A 17832-nucleotide genomic window follows, 5' to 3' on the forward strand; every position below is an offset into this window, starting at 1 on the left:
CGCACCGACAGCGCCCTTCATGCCCTTTACGCCAGAATCAATCTGCTGATGACCCTTGGCTTTCAGCTCGGCTTTGTTGGCCGTCTGCCCCATCGAGCGATAGGCTTTTTCCAGCCGGCCGACCTCGACCCCCTGCTTTTTCAAGCTGTCGAGGTTCGAGTTCAAACGGCTGAGTAATTTGGACGCACCGGCAGCGCCGGTGTCGTGAGCCTTTTTCCATTCTTCACGCAGGCGGATGGTGTCGCCAATCGTGCGCTGCAGCACGCGCGCTTTGTTGCCTTCTGCCTCAAGGCGCTTGATGCGCCCGGTCACATCCTTGAACGCGGCGCCGACCGTGGAACTGACGGCACCGCCGATCACCAGCCCGAGGGCGAGTTTGTTTGCCATGTCGTGGCCCTCATGTGCCCAGCACTACCGATGGCGGCTCAATCCGTGAGCCACCACACCATATCCGCGAACGGCATCGACTGGATCTCAGCGGCGGAAAATCCGGTTTCCGCCGCCAGACGTTTCGCCGCCGACTTGATCACGCTGGGGTTAAAGCCCGTCGTCGTTGTCCATGCGAAAATAGCCGGCCTGCAAGCGGTTAAAATCCACCAGCTTCAGCCCCTCCAGATCCGCGACAGGCGCACCGGACAACGCAGCAAACAACACCAGCTCGCGCTGCTCATCATCGCCACCCACTTCACGGTTAGCCGCCCGCACGTCGCCCACGGTCGGCGAACGTAAGGCCAGCTTGTCGACGGTCACGCCGTTGATTTCACTCGGACACGACAGCGTTACCAGCACCTGATCGGTGGTCAGCGACAACCACGCCGGCATCAAGGCCGAATAATCGGTTTTCGGTACCAGGTGCGAATACGCCGTCTGCACGCGGCGATAATCCGTCAGCTTGAGGCCTTCCAGATCCTTCAGTCCGACTTCGGCGAGACCTGCGAACAGCATCAGTTCGCGCTGTTCATCATCACCGTTGGCAGCACGATCAGCCGCACGCACCTCACGCACGGTCGGGTTACGCAGGTTCAACGTCTCGACGTCGACGCTATTGGCTTGGCTTGGGCGGGTCAGCGTTACAACAGCGCCGAGCGCACTGAGCGACAGCCAGGCCGGCAGGTTTTTAGCGATTACTTGAGTCATCTGGATCTATTCCTTACATGCCGAGGGCTTGGCGCACTTCGAGCAGTTGGTCTTTGCCGTCGATCACCTGAATGCCGGCGACCATGTCGATTTCGTACATCAGGCGCCCGTCAATTTCGAGCTTGTAGTACGTGACCGAAACGGCGTGTTTGATCTCGGCAGCATCACCGGCTTTCCAGTCACCGAGATCGACCTCTTTGAGGCGACCGCGCAGGGTGGCAACGACCGCTGTCACCGCGCCCTTTTGGCCCTTGAAGGCACCTCGGAACGTGGCGTTGAACGCCGTGCCGTCAGCCAAGCCGAAGTACTTCAGCGACTCGCGGCGCACGCCTTTGGTGACAAACGAGGCTTCCATTTTTTCAAGCCCCTGATCCATATCGATGGGGCCAGCCATGCCGCCGCCACGATATTCGTCGGTCTTGGTGGTCAGCTTGGGCAGCGTCAGGCTCGGCACGTCGCCGGAAAAGTTCACGCCGTCGACGAACAGGTTGGTGTTGTACAAAGTCTGAGGAATCATTGGTTACGCCCCCTTAGGCTGCTTCAAGCACTTCGGTCATCCACTGATCGGTGACTTCGAAAAGGAAATTCGGGTTTTCTGCCGGCGGCACGTCGGTGAAACGGATGCGCCAATACACCTTGCCCTGGGCGATCTGGCTGGCCGTGTTCAGTTCGGTGTCGGCGAACACTTCAAAGTTGATGATCGCGCCCTGGGCTTTGAGGTCGCGCAGGAATGCATCCAGACCGTTGGTGACATCGGCCACATAGGTCTTGGTGATCGAGCGGTCGACCGCCCATTTGTGCCCGGCCTGCACCGCGTCCATGAGGATGAACAACGTGCGAACGCGGGTAACGAATGCCCACTTCGGATCGCTCGACAGCGTGCGGTTACCCCACAGGCGATAGCCGTCGTCGCGAATAATCGTGGTGATATTGGCGTTGTTGAGCAGGTTGGCTCGGCACGTCTCGTCGCCGTCCAGGTACTCGACCGCGCGGCCGGTACCGGTGATACCGGTCAATTCCTTGTTCGATGGCGAGGCCCAGAAACCGTATTCAGCATCCGTCCAGGCAAACAGGCCTGCTGCCCAAGCCGAGCCGGGCGCGTCGACGGTTTTGCTGGTGATGGTGTCCCAATACTTGACGCCCGGGTCGACCATGAACAGGTTGCGACTGCCGAAGTTATCGGCGTAGGCCATGGCGGCCTCATCAGTCGTGCCCGGGCCATCGATGATGCCGATGGCGCGCAGCTTCTGTGCCAAGCTGTCGAGCGCCGTGGCCACCGCCTGAGTCGCGGTATGACCCGGCGCGATCAACAGCCGCGGCTGAGCATTGAACAGGCTTTTACCATCGAGCAGCGCCTGTAGGCCGGTACGTTGACCCGACTCCAAAACACCGCCGATGATCGCCGAGGTTTGTAGCGCAGGGTCTTCCAGCTTGGCCACGCCGATGGCGACGATCACCGCCTTGGCTTTGACGTAGATCGCCTGACAGGCCTTGGTGATTGCCGAATCGGCGCCGAAGGCGGCAATGGCTTCGCGCTCGGTAGTGATCAACTTCAGCTCGCCCGCCTTGGCTGTACCGCCGCCGAGGACACCCGGGGTGAAGGTGTCACACAAACCAATAATCGACGACGACGGCAGCGAGATGGTGCGCGCGCCGGTCTCCACCACCGTGGTCGTGATGCCGTGAAATAAACCACTCATAAGGGTCAGTCTCCAGAAACGAAAAAGCCCCGCATAAGCGAGGCTGTGAGGGTGTTCGTGTTACGCGTAACGGAAAAGAAAACGCCCCGTCAGTGCGGGGCGTTTATTGGATCTGCTCTGCCAGCCAAGAAGGCGGCGGCGGACGATGATCAATCAGCGGGAATTCTCCCGCCTCCGGCCAGTTGCGAAGTGCTCGGCGATAAGCCTGTAGCTCAGCGTATTGCGCCGTCGTCAGCGTGGTTTCTTGCGCTTCCTCCAGCTCATCCCGGTGGCGCGAAACAACACCATCCGTAGCAGACAATTGAGCGTCCCGCCAAACGCGCTCATTTAATTGCAACACCTCATCACTGACCGGCGGCGGATCAATCAGCCGCGGATAGCCATCATCACCACAAGAAATAACCTTGCCTGCCGCCTGCCCTCCCATCAGCTCGGCGTGCATCTCTGCAGAGATTCCAACAACGTCATCCGGCATAGACGAATGAATAGATTCGTCATAGAACCCTTTGGTAGCTTTTGAATAGAACACGAGCATCTCCCTAAGCCATTATTGCCCGATTGCAATCCACATCACGGAAACGGTAGTTGAGTAAGTCCCGCGCAATCCAAACTGCGTAAGTGAGTAAATAAAAGCGTTGTCAGAGATAATATTTACAGTGGGTTCAGCCCCAACATGCTGCGAAACAAGGCTATAAACCGCTTTAGTGAAAGCGATCGGGTATGTATTGATGATCGTCGTACCCGAGCTGCCAGCAGTCCCAAAACCCCATTGAATAATCAGACCGCTAGGCATCTTTTGAAAGCCGCTGCCGGAAAGCGAAGCCAGCCCGGTGCCCCCGACAGATAGCCAACCCGCACCCCAGGCGATGAACTCTGCTGCAATACCGCTGCCAAGCACCACATTAGGCGAACCACTTGGATTGCCGTTAGGCCCAGACACATTGCCGTTTATGGACTTTACGGTACAGGCAGTGTTAGAACCGGCCTGTATGTAGAGCTTGCTCCCAGCAGGCAGCAAAGCCGCATCAGGCAATGTAAGGGTCATGACTGGAGCACTTGCGTACACATACTTACCGACATCAGCAGCCGTCAACGTAGCGCTTGCCGAGTAGTTTACGTACCCGGCCAAACTACCCGCTGCACGCTGTACAAACTCAGTTGTTGCAAGTGCTTTGGAGCTATCGAACTGAGGCTGCGTTATCCAGTTTTGACCAGACATAAGGGCGGAGTATTTAAGAGACGCAGACCCGCCACGCAAGCGCCATTCGCCCGTCACCTTAATAAAATATGCGTTATCCCCTGCCCCTAGAACGACCGGCACGACGAGGCCGCTTTGCGCAGTCAGCCCGTCACCGCCAGAAGCCAGAACAGTTACTGCCCCGCCGCCCCCAGCATTAACCACTTCAATCGTGGCCCCAAGCGGCACGCCCGCCGTTGGCGGCAACGTCACATTGATTGGCGTTACAGAGGACGCACTAACCACACCGCCGATAATCGAGTTGGTCAGAACCGTGCTGACGCTGACCGAGGCCAAGCCTGAATATTCAACACCCATCCGCTTTGCAAATGCCGTTGTTCCCAACGAGCCACCACTGTCGAACTGAGCAGGCGTCGGGGCCGTTGGGTTGCCGACAAAGCTCGGAGAAAACAAACGGGCGAGGCCGTCGGTGATGTCCTTGAACGTCAGGGCTGTGACACCCACAACAATCGCGCCATCTGTCACCAACTGCCAGATTGTGTCGGCTTGAGTAGCACCCACCTCAACCGCCAGCGTCATATTCGGCGTGACCTTGGCATTGCTGTCGGCATCCTTGGCCCGCGCCCAGGCACCGACCGCGACCACATATGGCCCGTTATCCTTCGCAACCGTCTGATTCTTCACCAACACCCGATCGCCGGCGCTCAGCGAAACACCATCCACCACCTGCAAACCGAGTAGAGCAATGTTGGCCGTCGTTGCGGCGCGCACAGATTGCTTAATGTCGAGCCTGCTCAACTCGTCCAGAAGACGCGAGTCAACATATTCGCGGGTAGCCAGTACCACCGCTGGGTCAATCTTGAGCGTGATATTTCCGGTGTTGCTGACCACAAAGTTCATGCGCACGACTTGCGTGCGGCCAGAGCCTTGCGACAGCAGCGGCTTGAAGCTTGGCGCGCAGTTGGCCACCGCCACCAGATCGCCGTCCGCATCGTAGAGGCCGATTTCGCGGAGCCACTTACCGCCCTCATCGGCGGGAATGATTTGCTCGGCGATGATCACCGCCGGGTTAACCGGGTCGATCTTCAGTTGGTTGAGCGGCTTGCGGCGCCACTCGTTGAGCAGCTTGGTTTGATCGGCCGACGGAATCGGATTAGGCGGATCCGCCAGCCCGTTCGGGTTGGCATCCCCCACGCCCATTTCGGTGAGCTTCCAAGGAATGCCAAGCGCGTCGGCATTCGCCTGCTTGGCCATCCCCACGTTCGTGAGGATCGCGAAAAACTGCGAGTTCGCATCAATCATAATAAACGTCCAGGGTGTCTATGGTGTGTTCGCGGCCGACCACGCCAAAGCTGCCGGTGACCTCGATGTCACGCATGACGGGTGGGTAAACGTCGATCTCGTCGCCGTCGTAGAGGGATACGGCGATATCTAAGTTGCCTTGGGTTTCCAGGCTAATCGCCAGCCCGGTCAGTTGCCGGGTAACGGGCTTGGCGTCGTCAATCAGGCGCTCTAGCTCCTGATACATTTCCTCGGTGATACCGGTATCCAGCACCCCGACCTTCAGCGCGAAGGTGCCCGGCACACCCTCGGGCACCGTCTGGAACCACTCGACGATCTCAATCAGGTAGCCCAGCGGCTCGACCACGCGGCGCAGCGCGCCGATGGTGCCCTTGTGTTTGTGAATGTAGAAAGACGCCTTGATGGCCGCGCGCTTGGTCGCCTCAGACCATCGGTAGTCCCAGCGATCGACCGACCACGCCCACGCCAGATGCGGCAGCAGGTGCACCGGGCAGGTGTCGGGGTTGTAGAGGTCGCGCAGAGGGACAATCGTCTTTTCGAAAAACGCGGCCTCCATGGCCCGTTCCAGTTGCGTGCTGTTGAGCGGCAGTAGACTTTTCATATCAGCCCGCCAGCCTCACGCTGTAACGCGTACAGAACGCCGCTTGCGCCTTGGTCGGGGCCAAGTCCTGCCACCCGATCAACTCAACCCGGGCAACGCCGGCAACGTGCAACTGAGCGTCAACAGCCGAGCGTGCGACCTCGACGCCCAGCCGCTTGCGTGGATTGATCCAACTGGCCAATCGGCTTTTCGCTTCGGCCAAACTGGCATCCACTTCCGGGCCGGCGCCGGCCATGTGCAAGATGGCATCAATCTCGTAGCGGATCACCTGCGCGCTCTGCACAGTCACCCGATCACCAACCGGCCGCACGTCATCGTCATTCAGCGCAGCGGCTACGGTGGCCAGCAGCTCCGGCGGCGCTTCACCCTCCCCATCAAACCCCAGCACCGTTACCGTAACGTAGCAAGGCGCCGGGCTTTCAGCCGTGGCATCTGCCACCAACCCCGAGGCATTACGCGCGTGCAGGATGTAGCTGTTACGCGGGCCGGCCGTGGTCAAGCCCTCATAGGCCAACTGGATGCGCTCGCGAAACGGGTCGTCGTCTTCCATGACCTTGGGCACCGGCGGCACTGCCAGCAGATCCTCGGCCTGAATGACCAGGCGCTGCAGATTGACGTTGGCCCCCAAGTGATCGAGGTCGCCGCGAATGGCGTGCGCCAGCAATAGCGCCTTGCCGGCGTCATTGACCCGGGCGCGGTTGCTGACCTTGTTGTAAGCCCCAACCTCAAGCACTTTGACCACGGGATCGCTTTCCAGCGCGGCCGTCCAGTTGCCACCCATGTACCCACGAAAGACGCCTAAACCGTCCTGATAAACCTCTTCGAAGTCCAGAGGCTCCAGCACGGTCGGCGCCGGCAGCGACGACAGATCAACGGTACTCATACAGCCACCTCCAACGTGACGCCGTCGCCCAGGTACTTCCCGACGATTTGCAGATTGATTTGCCCGCCAATGACGGAAACGACCCGCACCTGATCCAACTTCAAACGCGGCTCCCAGCGCTCCAGAGCGCGGGCAACCTCAGCCTGTACGGCGCTTTTCCAGCCCTCGTTAACGGGCAAATCGACAAACCGACGCAGCTTGCTGCCGTACTCCATGCGGTGCCGGCGACTGCCCAGGGGCGTGCTCAAGATGTCGGCAATGGATTGCCGTAGATGCTCGATGCCGGATATGGGTAGGCCGGTCTGGCGATCCATTCCGATCATCGATGTCACTCCTTGAACGGCTCGTATTCTTCGCTGGCTTTCAGGAACTTGACCGCCTCGATGTCGGAGGCCGGCACCACGACCGTCGCCTTCTCCACCGGATAGGAACGGTCAGTACCGGGCACGATCACCAGTCGCGACGTGTAGATCTTGTCGCGGAATTTCAAGGACTCCGGCGATGAGTAAGTTGAGGATGACAATGCCGGTTCCGAGGACGTTTGCGCATCGGTTGAGGTCATATCGATCTTGGCCATGTGGTTCTCCAGGCATGAAAAAGCCCGCACTTGGCGGGCTGGATGAATGTTTGGGTTAATGCTTGTGGTGATTGTCGCTGTTGCCGACGGCCATGATGTTGCCAGCGCCGTCGATGTTGCCCGTTACGGATAACGCGCCGTCGATATTGACAGGCCCTTTGATATTCACGGTCGCTTCAAGATCAATCGTTCCCGACTTCACCGTTACCGCGTTATCCGTAACGACGACGTCCGTGCCGCCGACCTTGATCGCCACCGTGCCACTCGGCAGGGTGATGGTGTAAGACTTGGCCTGCCAGTCGTAGACCAGCGAGCCGCCATCATCAAAACGCCAGACCTCGACATGGTCGCGATTATCTGGCGGCGGCCCGGCATTGCCATACAAGCCCGGGACAAACGTGCCTTGTGACACGTCACCGCTGGGACTGATCAAACTGCCCTGCTCGCCCAAAGACGGCGCCCGCCAGTGCCTGGCCTTGCCGGCGGCGATGCTGTGCCACCGCACCCAGGCGCTGACCCATTCACTGCCATCCGACACGCGACATGCCGGCGGCGAAGCGGACAGATCCACCGCGACCACGTAGCAAGCCTTTACCGCCCCCGCGATCATGCGGTCATGCTGGGCGCTTGCGTAACTCACGGCAGATCCTCCGGACTGAATTGCCCGTCACCAGGATCGACTTCAAACACCAACGACCCCGGCGGTTCGTCCGGCCACGGCCATTCCTCAAGGCCGAGATAAACCTGCTGAGTCCACTCCACCAGCCACACCGTGTATCCATCCAGGTGCGGCTGGGTCCAGTCCTGCAGCGATTGCACAAACTCGGCGGGTTCAACTGCCAACCCCCACGTCTGCGAACGCAGCAGCACCGCCAACTGCGTCGCCAATTGCACGGCCTGTTGATGATGGTGCGCCTTGATCGGGTCAACAATGATCCGAGCCTCGAACTTGCACACCAGCGAGGTTTCGCCGGTGCCGATATCTTTACCCGGCTCGATCTCGGCCACCTCCAGAAACACCGCTGGCAGCAACACGCGATCCTTAATGTCTGGCCAGACTGTGACGGTTTGCACGCCAGGCAAGTGGGTACGCAGATGCTGTTCTACCGCCCGATAAAACTGGTCCAGGCTGAACGGTTCTTCAGACATTGCCGATCCTCTTAAGGTACTTCTGCAGCTCAAAGTTGAGTTCCTGCTTGAGAATCTCCAGCAGACGCTCATCTGCCTTTTTGACCCAACTGTCGAAATGCGGACGGGCTTGCTCCAGCGACACCTTGGCTTTGGCCAGCGGGAAACGACTACCGTTTTCGGCGACCCAACCCGAACTCGGCCCGCGACCGGGGGACACCGTGCTGTCCGGGTAGTCGTCTCCGTTGAAATGCTTGCTGGCTGTGCGGATCCAGATGTCGGGTTTGTTGCCGTAGACCTTCTTGAGAAAGGCGCCTTCATAACGCCGCCCCGCCACCGACACACCGCTCCCGGTCTGCCGCGCCCGGCCGATCCGGCTGGATTCGATGGAGTTCAAACCGAACCACAGTTTGCCGCTCGCGGCACCGCCGGAAACCGGATAGCTGCGCAACCGCTGACGCACCGCTGCAACAGCAATGCGCTCTGACCGGCTGACGGCTCGGGCAATGTGCGTGCGCAACCAGCCCAACGTCTTGTTGATTGCGCGTCGATGCGCCGCAGCGGCCGCTTTCGGCACCACCTTGGCAAAGTCCTGGAACGCCTGAAAATCTGCGGCCGAGGACTGGATAGAGATCATCCCGCCCCCGGCCGAGGGTTTGAAATAGCTGCCGACGCTCATGGCCGCAACCTCAGAATCAGGGCGACCAGCCCGTCACCGCTCGGTTCGAGCTGGATCAGATCGTAGTCACCGCCGCCATCCAAGGCAGGCAGGTCAACGCTGACCAGCATGCCCTGTTCCAGACCTTGCGAATCGCTGACGCGGATCTCGAAGCGAGGCTCGCGCAACCCGGTGTTGAGCTTGCCGAACTTGGGTTGCAGCCAGGGCGCGGCAAACATGCCGAACACTGGCTCTTCGCGACCCTCGAACCGTGCCGTATCGCCCAGCGTTTCGAACACCACCGCGTCGACGTCGGCGATCAGATCGCGAAAGCCCACGGTCAGAGTTCCAGCAGAATCTGGGCGCGTGGTCGAGTGCACATGTGCAATGGGTTGGACTGGGCTTCACCGGCCATCCCTTTGTTCATCGGCAACGGCTCGATCATGCTGTAGTACGGAATGCCCTGAGTGTTGACCGTTTCCATGTAGTCGGCCGGCGCGAACACCGAGATGTACAGATCCGGCACGCCTTCAGGCACCAGCAGCGCCTTATCGTCATGGACGAAGGAAACACCGGCGACCTTGCCACGGTAGCGCTCCCAGATGATGCCGCCGAACTCGAAGCTTTCCCGGGCGTCGCCACGCAGCGCTGCCGCTTGCTGACTGTTGAGGTAGGTCTCTTTGACCGACTTGTGAACAATCAGCTTGTTCCAGAAGTTCTTGCCGCAGAAAGCGCGCGAACCGGTACTGGTCACGCTGCCCAGCGCATCCTCCTGCATGTCCAGCGCCTCACCGCACATGACCCGCAGCTCGGTATCGGCCTTGGTCAGCCCCATGGACATCTTCTGACGCTGCACACCGAAGCGCTCATACAAGTCCAGCAGCACCGTCGAACCATCAGCGTCGAGGATCTGGCCGTTGAGTGCGCCCATGCGCTGGAACTCATGCGTGGCGTCCAACTGACGACGCGCCTTAGCCAGACGCGCATTGACCACGTCCTGCACCGCCTGCAGCTCAGTGCGAGTGCCGAAGGCGCGGATGCCTTGGATCTCATCCGCCTTGATGGTGAAACGCTCCGGCAGGTGCACGGTGTTGAACGGGATCAGGTTGCGCTTGCTCGCAGCAACCACCAGGCCAGAACCACCGCGCTCACCGGCCGGCACCAGTGCCAGGGTGTCACCGTCCTTTTCAATCTGCACGGTCAGGGTGGTAATGCCTTCCTCGCGGAACAGGCCCAAGGCGCTGATGCGGCCCGGCAGGTAGGGTTGATCATTGAGTGCAGCGGTCAGCGAGGTAACGGTAAACGCTTCGTCTTCAAAAATGGCGATATCGGCCATGGGTACTCTCCAGAAACGAAAAATCCCGCACGCGGCGGGATGCATACAAAAGAAGGATCGACTTAGCGGACGATCACGAAATGAGTGGCGAGTGCTTTCTCGGCGGCCAGATCCAGACCGGTCAAATGCGCTTCGCTGACTTCGGCCAACCGCACCACGGCGCGACCGCGACGCACCACATCGGATTCGCCCAGCGGGCCGTAGAGAATGGCAACAGCGTTTTCGGTGCCATCCTCAGCAGTCGGTTCGTAGGGGGCGAATTCGCCGGAAGCGGTCACCAGCCCGAGGATTTGCCCGGGCCACAACGCTGGACCGGCCGCGACGTTGATCGCTTCACGCGAAATGGTGCCGGCGCCTTCGGACAGCAGGAATTCACCTGCGTGCATCGGTTCCTGTTTGATGGTCATGCTCTTGCTCCTTTCGCGCTTTGCGCGGTTCCAGTTTGGGCCGCTTGGCGAGCAGCCCAAATCGAGTTGGGGTCAGGTTGTTTGGCCAGCACCTTGGGCGCCAGATCGTCCGCCAGCGGCAGACTGTTGTCGATTTCAAAGCCCTTACCGCTGGTGACAATCTTGTCGAACAGACGCGCCCGCACCGCCGCCTCGTCCAGACCTGCCGCGACATACTCGGCGCTGAATTCCGGCAACCGCGCGGCCACGCAGAGGTCGTTTACCGCCTTGGCGCGTGCCAGACCGGCTAAAACGACCTCTTCACTTTCAAGCTGGGTGGACTTAAGCAGCGGCTCGACCAGGTTGCTGATGCCCGCCGCCGTGCAGCGCTGAGTGACCAGCAATGCCAACTTGGTCGAGTCGACTACAGGCGGCACCAGCGGCGGTTCGACAGGATCAAGATCCGGATCCGGTTCGGGTGCCTCGTCGAGCTGGGCCAGCAAATCAGCCGGTGCGTTCTGGAATCGTTGCAGCACCGCGCCTTGACCGAGACAGGCTTTGACCTTGACGCCGTCGCCCACTTCATCGGCCAGCCCCAACGCCACCGCTTCGTTGGCGGTCAGCCAAGTTTCAGCATCAACCATTCGCCGCAGTTCGGCGTCATCAATGTCGGGCGCCTTGGCCTTATAGGCCGCGATGATCGCCTCCAAGGTCTGATCCAATACATCAGCAACCCGGCGGAAGTCCTCAGCGCTACCGCCTGTATAGGTGTATGGGTTGTGAATCATCAACATGGCGTTCGCCGCGATGACTACGCGGTGTGCGCCGCACACGGCCACACTGGCCGCACTCGCGGCCAGTGCATCGATCCGGCCGGTGCAGCGCTCACCCAGCCGCGACAGCGCGTTGTGCATGGCCAGACCGTCGAACAGGTCACCGCCGATACTGTTGAACGCGGCGACCACCGGCGACACACCATCATCCATGGCGCGCAGATCCTGCACGAATTGATTGGCAGTGATACCCCAAGCACCGATCTCGCCATAGACGAAGACTTCGATCACTCGCTCGGTGGCCTCGCCGCTGGCATGAACGGCATACCAGGTCTTGTCCTTGACCTCGACGCGTTTGCCGGCGCGGTTGTAAATACGCGGTTTCGCGCTCTTGCTCATGGTTGCTCCTTGTCGTCGGTGTCTTCGACGGCATCCAGGGTGTTGTAGTTGAGGCCCAGCTTTGTGGCCCGCTTCAGATCGGCGGCGTTTTCCAGATCGACCGTTTCGGCGTCGTAGCCAGTACGCAGGACCATCTCGCTGCGCGACGAAAAACCGGCTCTCACCTCCATCGCTCTTGCTTGCACGTCTTGAACCGGCTGGATATAGGCCCAGCCTTGCGGTACCCAGCGAGTGCGAAGGTACTGGCGGCGCTTCTGTGCGTAATCGTCCAGCACCAGAACACCCGACAGCACCGCCATGTCCATCCAAGCGGCCCGCACCGGGCGGCAAAGTTGATGGACGTACACGCTGAATTGCAGTTGTTCCAGGCGGCGCCGAAACTCGTTGAGCACCACCCGTAATGCTCGGTCGTTGATTCCGCGCATGTCGCCGGTGAGGATCTCGTAAGGCGTACCGCTACCCGCCGCTGCAGCCATCAACTGCTGACGCATGAAGTCCGGGTAGTTGTTGCCCGCGTCCGGCGGTTTGGAAAATTCCACCTCTTCGCCCGGACCGAGTTCCTGCATGGTGCCGGGTTCGAGCGCAACCATGGGCGTGAAGCCGTCGCGGTCCAGATCCAATAACGCGCCGGTGACCGGATCGCGTGGAGCCGGACCCGCGTCAGGCGGCGGGCGCGTGATGAAACCGGCGAACAGGTTGGCCACCTCCTGACGGAACAGCACCGCGTCGTCGTAGTTGTCCAGACTGCGCAGCCGTTTGAGTACCGGCGACAATCGCGGCACACCGCGCAACTGGCCAGGTTCAACCGGTTCGAAGATGTGCAGCACCTGCGCGGCCGGGACGCGCACTAACTGGTTGTAGCCGGCGTTCAACGAGGCCGCATCACGCGGGTGCGACAGGTACATCCAATACGCTACCCGCTTGCCGCCGGGCGTGAACTCGATGCCGGCACGGATGACGTTGCCGCTCTTGGTGCTCTCGAATTTGTCGTGCGGCACGAACTCCGGCGCCAGGATCTGCAACTGCAGCGGAACCGCCAAACCTTCGTCCCGACTGCGAGGACGCAACCGGACGAAGCACTCGCCCGATGTTTCCACCGTGCGCGCCACTAGCGCCTGCTGGCCGTAAAAGTCGGTGCGGTCATCCGCATCAGACTCATCAACCCAATCGCTCCACAGCTCCTGCAGCAGCTTGCGCAGGACATCATCATCGGTCGCTGGCCGAGGGGTGATGCCGGTGCCGATCAGGTTGCTGACGCGCTTGTCGATGACGTTGAAGGCATACGGGTCATTGCGAACCGCTGCCCGGGAGCGCGACCGCAAATTGCGCAGTGCCGGGGTGTTGATGCTGTTGATCCCGTTGTCGGGAGCGTCCCAGTTAGCGGATCGGCGGCCTTCACCAGCGCCTTCGTAACTGGCCTTGATGTTGGACGGCAGCACAAAGCCGTTACGGGTCAACGTCGGAAAATGTCGGGCCATTAAAGTCCCTTGCCCCCGTGATAAAGGCGGACCACGCGCGAACGTGGCCCAGCGTCGCGTGCCAGCGACGAGCGTATTTCCGCGCGCGCCGCGAGCAGTTCATCGACCGTGCGGTATTCCACGGTACGGTCGGTGTAGCGCACAGTTTTCTCACCGCGAGCAATGGCCGCCTCAACCGCGTCGAGGTGCTTTTTCGTAAATGACATATCAGCGTCTCTTCAGGTAGCCACTGGTGGAGCTGCGGCGTTGTGGGGGAGCGGCTGCCGGACGTGATTTCACGGCTGGTTGCGGCGCCTGTGGTGCTGCCGGTGTTTCGACTGGCCGGCTGAGCCGCTCGCTCTGAACGGGTTGGCCACTATCGCCCGAAACCGACTGGTAGATCGCCTGCCGAATCCGCGCCCAATCGTGCTCTTGGTAGCGATTGATGCCCTGGTAATGGGCCATGGCCAGGTTGTACACCAACAGATCGAGCGCTTCGTTACGCTCGGATTTGCCCTTGGTCCATTCGATGCGTTTATGCCCCCTGACGTAACGGGTGACTTTGCGCTCAGCCACGCACTGGGCGAAAAAGTCATCCGGCAGGTCGTTGGCAAAGTGCAGCGCTCCCGGGCCGGTGTCGAATACATAGCGGTTGTAGATCCAGTCCTTCGCCGTGTCGGTACCAACAAACCAAAGCTCGGCGCCATGCCGTTCAGTCAGGCCCTTCCATGTCACGTCGACCATCGAAGGTCGCTGCGCGATCACCGGCCGGCCCCGCTTGCTCGCCCCCTTGATGGCGAACACGTTGCGCCATCGGCGCATACGGCAGAACTGATAGACCTCATCTGTATGCCTACCACCGGAGTCGACCGCAGTCGCCATGATCATCAGATCAGCACCACAAGGGTGCCGGTAACGGGCCTTGAGTAATTCGTCCAGCGCCGCCCAGGTGCGCTCATCTGTGGGGTCGCTGGCGATCACTTGAAAGTCGACCACCCAGCGTTCCATGCCGACACCCCACCCCATCACCATCAGTTCCAGGCGGTCGGCCTGGGTGTCAACCGAAGCGGTCAGCATCAACACGCCGTCGGGCATTGAGCCAAGGCTGTAGTTTTCCAGCCGCGCCCGATCCCTCAGCACATCGGCCGAGGTTTGTTCCTGAGCGCTATCCCAGACCTTGGCCAGACGAGTGTTATAAAACACCTGCATCGGCTCCAGATCGCCTTTGGCCTGAGCCTTTTTAGCCTTCTCGAATTGCTTGGCCAACGAGGCCCAACCGGTCCACCCGGGCGGCGAGTACAACGCATTCAAGTTAAAACCGATGGTTTCGCCATCGCCTTGGGTGTGTGCCCGCCACTCCCCTTTCGCGAGCATCTCGCCCTTATAGCGCTCCTCGATCAGGACGTCGCAGTCGGGGCCGGCACATTGGTAATGCACAACCTGAAAATCCGCCGAGTAATGCAAACGCTCCCATTCGAGAACCTGCATGTGGTCACAGGTTGGACACGGCACGTAGTAGTAACGCTGATCGCTGACCTCAAACAGATCAGCGATCCGTGACGCCCCCCTGACCGTCGGCGAACTGGAAAAATAAAATTTGGCGTTACGGCCGAAAGTACTGCCGCGAGTCTCGGCCAGTTCGACCGGGTCGCCCTCTTCGCCCACGTCCACACTCCAGCGATCAACCTCGTCGCCGTAGATGTAGCGTGCGGAAAGCTCCGCCAGGTTGGCCGCTGAACCGGCCGTGGTGATGTACAGCGAACCACCCTCGAACTCCTTTGTGTCCATGGTGTTGCGCGCATCTCGCGAGCGGTTGGACGCCACGCGCTCACGCAGAACCGGCGTAGCCTTGATGGTTTTACCAATCCGCGACGATACCCGCTTGGCCAACCCCAGACTGGGCAACAACGTGAGGATGTTGGACGGGGCCATATGGATCAGGCCGCCGATCCAGTTCAAGGCGATCTGAGTTTTCATCAACTGCGAAGCCACCATGGTCACCACCCGCTTGCACGGGTGGGCAGGTGACAGACAGCGCATCGGCTCACGCGCATAAGGGGTACGCGAAGTGTGGTATTGACCAGGCTCGGCCGCACCCGTGTCGCGCGGGATGCGCATGTACTCGTCGGCCCACTGATCAATCCAGACATCTGGCTCTGGTCGCTGCCCACGGAAATACGCTTCGCGGTACACCGTCGCACCGTTCGACATTTCTAAGGACATAGGGTTAGCTCGGGGTAATGGCTTGTTGTAGATCTGCTGCTGACAGCCGCTCAGCATCTTCCAGTGTTTGTCGCAAAGCCGACGTCAGACGCTTTTCGATTTGCCATGGATCAGACAGCGATGCCAGTTCCGGCGATAGCTGTGGCGCCATTCCAAGCAAAAGATCACGCAGTAAGCGACCGGCGTTATAGGCCGCATCTTCGACCGCTTTGCGCTCTACCAAGGTGCCTCGGGCTTTAAGGAAGTTGTCTTTTTCCTGAAGCGACAGGTAGTGCTCACGAAGAGCGCGTGACTTTTGAAAGTCGGGTACCTGACCAGAGGGGTCATCTACAAAATCTGCGATGACTATTTCCAGCGGTGGCTGATCACTCCGCTTCGGGCGATTGCGCTCATGTCGAGCGGCGACGCCGGCCTTGCTCGGGTCGCTCGTCATGGCCAGAAGCTGCTCGCTGGCCTCCACATCAATCTGCCCGGCAGCATTCAGAACCAGTCGTTGACTCTTGACCAGCTTGCCAACGTACTGCCGAGACCACCCCTTCAGCTCGCAGTACTCCTTGCGAGTTACAAAAGCCATGCGGCCTCCATCGTCGTGGCTTGTTAAGCCTGTCAACTAACCCGGCTTAGTTGACAAGCCTTCTGGCCATTGCACAGGGGCTGCTGTTCAAGAAATTGAACAGGCATGAAAACGCCTACAGCCCAATAGAACCGGGGGGGACTCCACTAAAAAACACTGTTTGGGTCATGCGAACGCTGTCGCTGAAAACACAGAATTCCTTGTCAACCTGTCAACCGCTGTCAACTAACTTTCCAGCCCTGTGGCTAACGCTTTCCCGCGGGTTTCCGACCCCGTACCCTACGAAAAACCCCAGGGTCCCCGGCGATTTTCAGCACCAAAACGGTGCGCCGCCGCTCGCATTGACCAATTGCAACTCACTGGAACACCTCGTTATGCGTAACGGCCGGCACGTCACAAGCGGCCGACTCTCGACACTCCAAATGTCCCGACAAGGCATAAGCCAGCAGGACAACCATCAACGTCACCAGCGGCCGGCGCTTCACAGCGTCTCCGCCTTGCGCTCAGCCACACGACGGCCGAACTGTCGCACCTGTTCAACACCGAGAATGCCGACAACACCGGCAACCCCGTAAGACCAGCCACCACCTAGACCGGCCTTCTCAGCGCCGATGCCCACCAGGAACGTCAGAACTCCGCCCAAAGCGGCCTCCAACAACTGGCGATCCCAGCGCGGCTCCTTGTCATCGTAGAGGATCCGCAGGTAGCTCAGGGCGAAGGCCAGCAGGCCAGTAAACCCGTGATCCTTGAGTGCAGCAGCAACAATGACCCAGAAAGCCGGGTCTTTTTCTGGGGGCATGTTCGGCATCTCGTTGTCTCCCGAATCACGGGGGAATAGGCATAAAAAAACCCCCGACCTGTGAGGGCCGGGGGCTGAATTGACTGTTTTGCGATGAGTATCGTGGCCGGAACAACACCACAATGACGCAGACGATAGGGGAAACTGCAAAAGGTTGCAACTCTTTTTGTGTAAAAAAACACTAGACGTGTAAACGCCCCGCCCTGTCAACCCTTTGCTTTTTGGACCAGATCACAGCGCCAAAGCCCACTTGAGTTGCGGCAAGGCGCAGGGCAGTTCCCCCGCCCAAACCCCGCCGCAGCCCCGTGGCATGGGCTTTCGGCAGTGTGCGCAGATTTTGCTTTCCGCCACTTTGCGCTGCTGCTTGATCAAATCCGCGTCACGACGGATCAGCGTCAAAATGTATTCGGTTGCGGTATACGGCTCAGCCCCAGATGCCCGGAATATAAGGGCTTCAGCCAATTGCGCCGCCTCGGCCGGGCCGACTCTCACCTTCAATTCCACGACTCCGGCCGCCGCGTCACGTTCGCGCTGATCCCGCTTGCGCTCCGCCGGCGTCTTCGCCTTTTCTTCATCGTCGTGACGCGTCACAAGATCAATCAACGGGCCTTCAACGCGATCGGTCGCCACATCCAGGCCACCCACCACGAACGGAAACGTCGGCACCTCGGTCATATTTAAAATCCTCTTATATGATTAAT

At 60.0% G+C, this 17832-nt stretch carries 22 protein-coding genes and 1 pseudogene; all 23 read right to left on the bottom strand.

What is annotated here, in order from left to right; translation table 11 throughout:
• Positions 1-387: pseudogene (locus FGA82_RS17710) on the bottom strand (phage tail tape measure protein); the annotation flags it as partial.
• A gap of 150 nt (positions 388-537) precedes the next feature.
• Positions 538-1137: a phage tail assembly protein gene (locus FGA82_RS32760; RefSeq protein WP_141128048.1), complete on the bottom strand. Its 600-nt coding sequence runs from the start codon at positions 1135-1137 to the stop codon at positions 538-540.
• A 13-nt stretch (positions 1138-1150) separates the two neighbouring features.
• Entirely contained in the window at positions 1151-1654 is a 504-nt protein-coding gene (locus tag FGA82_RS17720; RefSeq protein ID WP_102902301.1) for a phage major tail tube protein, read from the bottom strand.
• Between the two features lie 13 nt (positions 1655-1667).
• Positions 1668-2837 (bottom strand): phage tail sheath subtilisin-like domain-containing protein, encoded by a 1170-nt coding sequence (locus FGA82_RS17725; protein WP_141128049.1) that lies wholly within the window; start codon positions 2835-2837, stop codon positions 1668-1670.
• A 103-nt stretch (positions 2838-2940) separates the two neighbouring features.
• Positions 2941-3372, bottom strand: a complete 432-nt coding sequence (locus tag FGA82_RS17730; protein ID WP_141128050.1) for a phage tail assembly chaperone — start codon at positions 3370-3372, stop codon at positions 2941-2943.
• A gap of 12 nt (positions 3373-3384) precedes the next feature.
• Complete coding sequence (locus tag FGA82_RS17735) at positions 3385-5337, bottom strand: phage tail protein (RefSeq protein ID WP_141128051.1); 1953 nt, start codon at positions 5335-5337, stop codon at positions 3385-3387.
• Positions 5330-5938, bottom strand: a complete 609-nt coding sequence (locus FGA82_RS17740) for a phage tail protein I (protein ID WP_073473012.1) — start codon at positions 5936-5938, stop codon at positions 5330-5332. The genes FGA82_RS17735 and FGA82_RS17740 overlap by 8 nt, the downstream gene beginning before the upstream one ends.
• A 1-nt stretch (position 5939) precedes the next feature.
• Complete coding sequence (locus FGA82_RS17745; RefSeq protein WP_141128052.1) at positions 5940-6821, bottom strand: baseplate assembly protein; 882 nt, start codon at positions 6819-6821, stop codon at positions 5940-5942.
• Positions 6818-7144, bottom strand: coding sequence for a GPW/gp25 family protein (locus FGA82_RS17750; protein ID WP_141128053.1), 327 nt, complete (start codon positions 7142-7144; stop codon positions 6818-6820). The genes FGA82_RS17745 and FGA82_RS17750 overlap by 4 nt, the downstream gene beginning before the upstream one ends.
• A gap of 5 nt (positions 7145-7149) precedes the next feature.
• Entirely contained in the window at positions 7150-7398 is a 249-nt protein-coding gene (locus FGA82_RS17755) for a hypothetical protein (RefSeq protein ID WP_249384258.1), read from the bottom strand.
• A gap of 55 nt (positions 7399-7453) precedes the next feature.
• The gene (locus tag FGA82_RS17760; RefSeq protein WP_141128054.1) at positions 7454-8038 is read right to left on the bottom strand and encodes a phage baseplate assembly protein V; all 585 of its coding nucleotides are present in this window, start codon (positions 8036-8038) and stop codon (positions 7454-7456) included.
• Positions 8035-8547, bottom strand: coding sequence for a hypothetical protein (locus tag FGA82_RS17765; protein WP_141128055.1), 513 nt, complete (start codon positions 8545-8547; stop codon positions 8035-8037). The genes FGA82_RS17760 and FGA82_RS17765 overlap by 4 nt, the downstream gene beginning before the upstream one ends.
• Positions 8540-9205: a hypothetical protein gene (locus FGA82_RS17770; RefSeq protein ID WP_141128056.1), complete on the bottom strand. Its 666-nt coding sequence runs from the start codon at positions 9203-9205 to the stop codon at positions 8540-8542. Before FGA82_RS17770 ends, FGA82_RS17765 begins: the two co-directional genes overlap by 8 nt.
• Entirely contained in the window at positions 9202-9522 is a 321-nt protein-coding gene (locus FGA82_RS17775) for a head-tail joining protein (protein ID WP_141128057.1), read from the bottom strand. The genes FGA82_RS17770 and FGA82_RS17775 overlap by 4 nt, the downstream gene beginning before the upstream one ends.
• Positions 9523-9524: 2 nt before the next feature.
• Positions 9525-10520 (bottom strand): major capsid protein, encoded by a 996-nt coding sequence (locus tag FGA82_RS17780; protein ID WP_141128058.1) that lies wholly within the window; start codon positions 10518-10520, stop codon positions 9525-9527.
• 62 nt (positions 10521-10582) lie between these two features.
• Positions 10583-10927, bottom strand: coding sequence for a head decoration protein (locus tag FGA82_RS17785; RefSeq protein WP_141128059.1), 345 nt, complete (start codon positions 10925-10927; stop codon positions 10583-10585).
• A complete protein-coding gene (locus FGA82_RS17790; protein WP_123377022.1) occupies positions 10924-12078 on the bottom strand; it encodes a head maturation protease, ClpP-related in 1155 nt (384 codons plus the stop codon). The genes FGA82_RS17785 and FGA82_RS17790 overlap by 4 nt, the downstream gene beginning before the upstream one ends.
• Positions 12075-13556, bottom strand: a complete 1482-nt coding sequence (locus FGA82_RS17795) for a phage portal protein (protein ID WP_141128060.1) — start codon at positions 13554-13556, stop codon at positions 12075-12077. Before FGA82_RS17795 ends, FGA82_RS17790 begins: the two co-directional genes overlap by 4 nt.
• The gene (locus tag FGA82_RS17800; protein WP_064596156.1) at positions 13556-13762 is read right to left on the bottom strand and encodes a phage head-tail joining protein; all 207 of its coding nucleotides are present in this window, start codon (positions 13760-13762) and stop codon (positions 13556-13558) included. The genes FGA82_RS17795 and FGA82_RS17800 overlap by 1 nt, the downstream gene beginning before the upstream one ends.
• A 1-nt stretch (position 13763) precedes the next feature.
• Positions 13764-15758: a phage terminase large subunit family protein gene (locus tag FGA82_RS17805; RefSeq protein ID WP_141128061.1), complete on the bottom strand. Its 1995-nt coding sequence runs from the start codon at positions 15756-15758 to the stop codon at positions 13764-13766.
• A 4-nt stretch (positions 15759-15762) separates the two neighbouring features.
• The gene (locus FGA82_RS17810) at positions 15763-16332 is read right to left on the bottom strand and encodes a terminase small subunit (protein ID WP_141128062.1); all 570 of its coding nucleotides are present in this window, start codon (positions 16330-16332) and stop codon (positions 15763-15765) included.
• Between the two features lie 481 nt (positions 16333-16813).
• A complete protein-coding gene (locus FGA82_RS17815) occupies positions 16814-17131 on the bottom strand; it encodes a phage holin, lambda family (RefSeq protein WP_249384259.1) in 318 nt (105 codons plus the stop codon).
• Positions 17132-17362: 231 nt separating this feature from the next.
• Positions 17363-17806 carry a hypothetical protein gene (locus tag FGA82_RS17820; RefSeq protein WP_141128064.1) on the bottom strand — a complete coding sequence of 148 codons (444 nt, stop codon included), beginning with the start codon at positions 17804-17806 and terminating at the stop codon, positions 17363-17365.
• Positions 17807-17832 lie beyond the last annotated feature (26 nt).

Origin of the sequence: Pseudomonas fluorescens (assembly GCF_005938625.1) — a bacterium.
In the GTDB taxonomy this organism is placed as follows: domain Bacteria; phylum Pseudomonadota; class Gammaproteobacteria; order Pseudomonadales; family Pseudomonadaceae; genus Aquipseudomonas; species Aquipseudomonas fluorescens_BD.

Bases quoted from the DNA above. Each gene is read 5' to 3' on its own strand.
- FGA82_RS17725 (WP_141128049.1), bottom strand. From the start codon at position 2,837: ATGAGTGGTTTATTTCACGGCATCACGACCACGGTGGTGGAGACCGGC.
- FGA82_RS17815 (WP_249384259.1), bottom strand. From the start codon at position 17,131: ATGCCCCCAGAAAAAGACCCGGCTTTCTGGGTCATTGTTGCTGCTGCA.
- FGA82_RS32760 (WP_141128048.1), bottom strand. From the start codon at position 1,137: ATGACTCAAGTAATCGCTAAAAACCTGCCGGCCTGGCTGTCGCTCAGT.
- FGA82_RS17730 (WP_141128050.1), bottom strand. From the start codon at position 3,372: ATGCTCGTGTTCTATTCAAAAGCTACCAAAGGGTTCTATGACGAATCT.
- FGA82_RS17780 (WP_141128058.1), bottom strand. From the start codon at position 10,520: ATGGCCGATATCGCCATTTTTGAAGACGAAGCGTTTACCGTTACCTCG.
- FGA82_RS17790 (WP_123377022.1), bottom strand. From the start codon at position 12,078: ATGAGCAAGAGCGCGAAACCGCGTATTTACAACCGCGCCGGCAAACGC.
- FGA82_RS17735 (WP_141128051.1), bottom strand. From the start codon at position 5,337: ATGATTGATGCGAACTCGCAGTTTTTCGCGATCCTCACGAACGTGGGG.
- FGA82_RS17755 (WP_249384258.1), bottom strand. From the start codon at position 7,398: ATGGCCAAGATCGATATGACCTCAACCGATGCGCAAACGTCCTCGGAA.
- FGA82_RS17720 (WP_102902301.1), bottom strand. From the start codon at position 1,654: ATGATTCCTCAGACTTTGTACAACACCAACCTGTTCGTCGACGGCGTG.
- FGA82_RS17745 (WP_141128052.1), bottom strand. From the start codon at position 6,821: ATGAGTACCGTTGATCTGTCGTCGCTGCCGGCGCCGACCGTGCTGGAG.
- FGA82_RS17785 (WP_141128059.1), bottom strand. From the start codon at position 10,927: ATGACCATCAAACAGGAACCGATGCACGCAGGTGAATTCCTGCTGTCC.
- FGA82_RS17800 (WP_064596156.1), bottom strand. From the start codon at position 13,762: ATGTCATTTACGAAAAAGCACCTCGACGCGGTTGAGGCGGCCATTGCT.
- FGA82_RS17820 (WP_141128064.1), bottom strand. From the start codon at position 17,806: ATGACCGAGGTGCCGACGTTTCCGTTCGTGGTGGGTGGCCTGGATGTG.
- FGA82_RS17740 (WP_073473012.1), bottom strand. From the start codon at position 5,938: ATGAAAAGTCTACTGCCGCTCAACAGCACGCAACTGGAACGGGCCATG.
- FGA82_RS17770 (WP_141128056.1), bottom strand. From the start codon at position 9,205: ATGAGCGTCGGCAGCTATTTCAAACCCTCGGCCGGGGGCGGGATGATC.
- FGA82_RS17750 (WP_141128053.1), bottom strand. From the start codon at position 7,144: ATGATCGGAATGGATCGCCAGACCGGCCTACCCATATCCGGCATCGAG.
- FGA82_RS17795 (WP_141128060.1), bottom strand. From the start codon at position 13,556: ATGGCCCGACATTTTCCGACGTTGACCCGTAACGGCTTTGTGCTGCCG.
- FGA82_RS17810 (WP_141128062.1), bottom strand. From the start codon at position 16,332: ATGGCTTTTGTAACTCGCAAGGAGTACTGCGAGCTGAAGGGGTGGTCT.
- FGA82_RS17765 (WP_141128055.1), bottom strand. From the start codon at position 8,547: ATGTCTGAAGAACCGTTCAGCCTGGACCAGTTTTATCGGGCGGTAGAA.
- FGA82_RS17805 (WP_141128061.1), bottom strand. From the start codon at position 15,758: ATGTCCTTAGAAATGTCGAACGGTGCGACGGTGTACCGCGAAGCGTAT.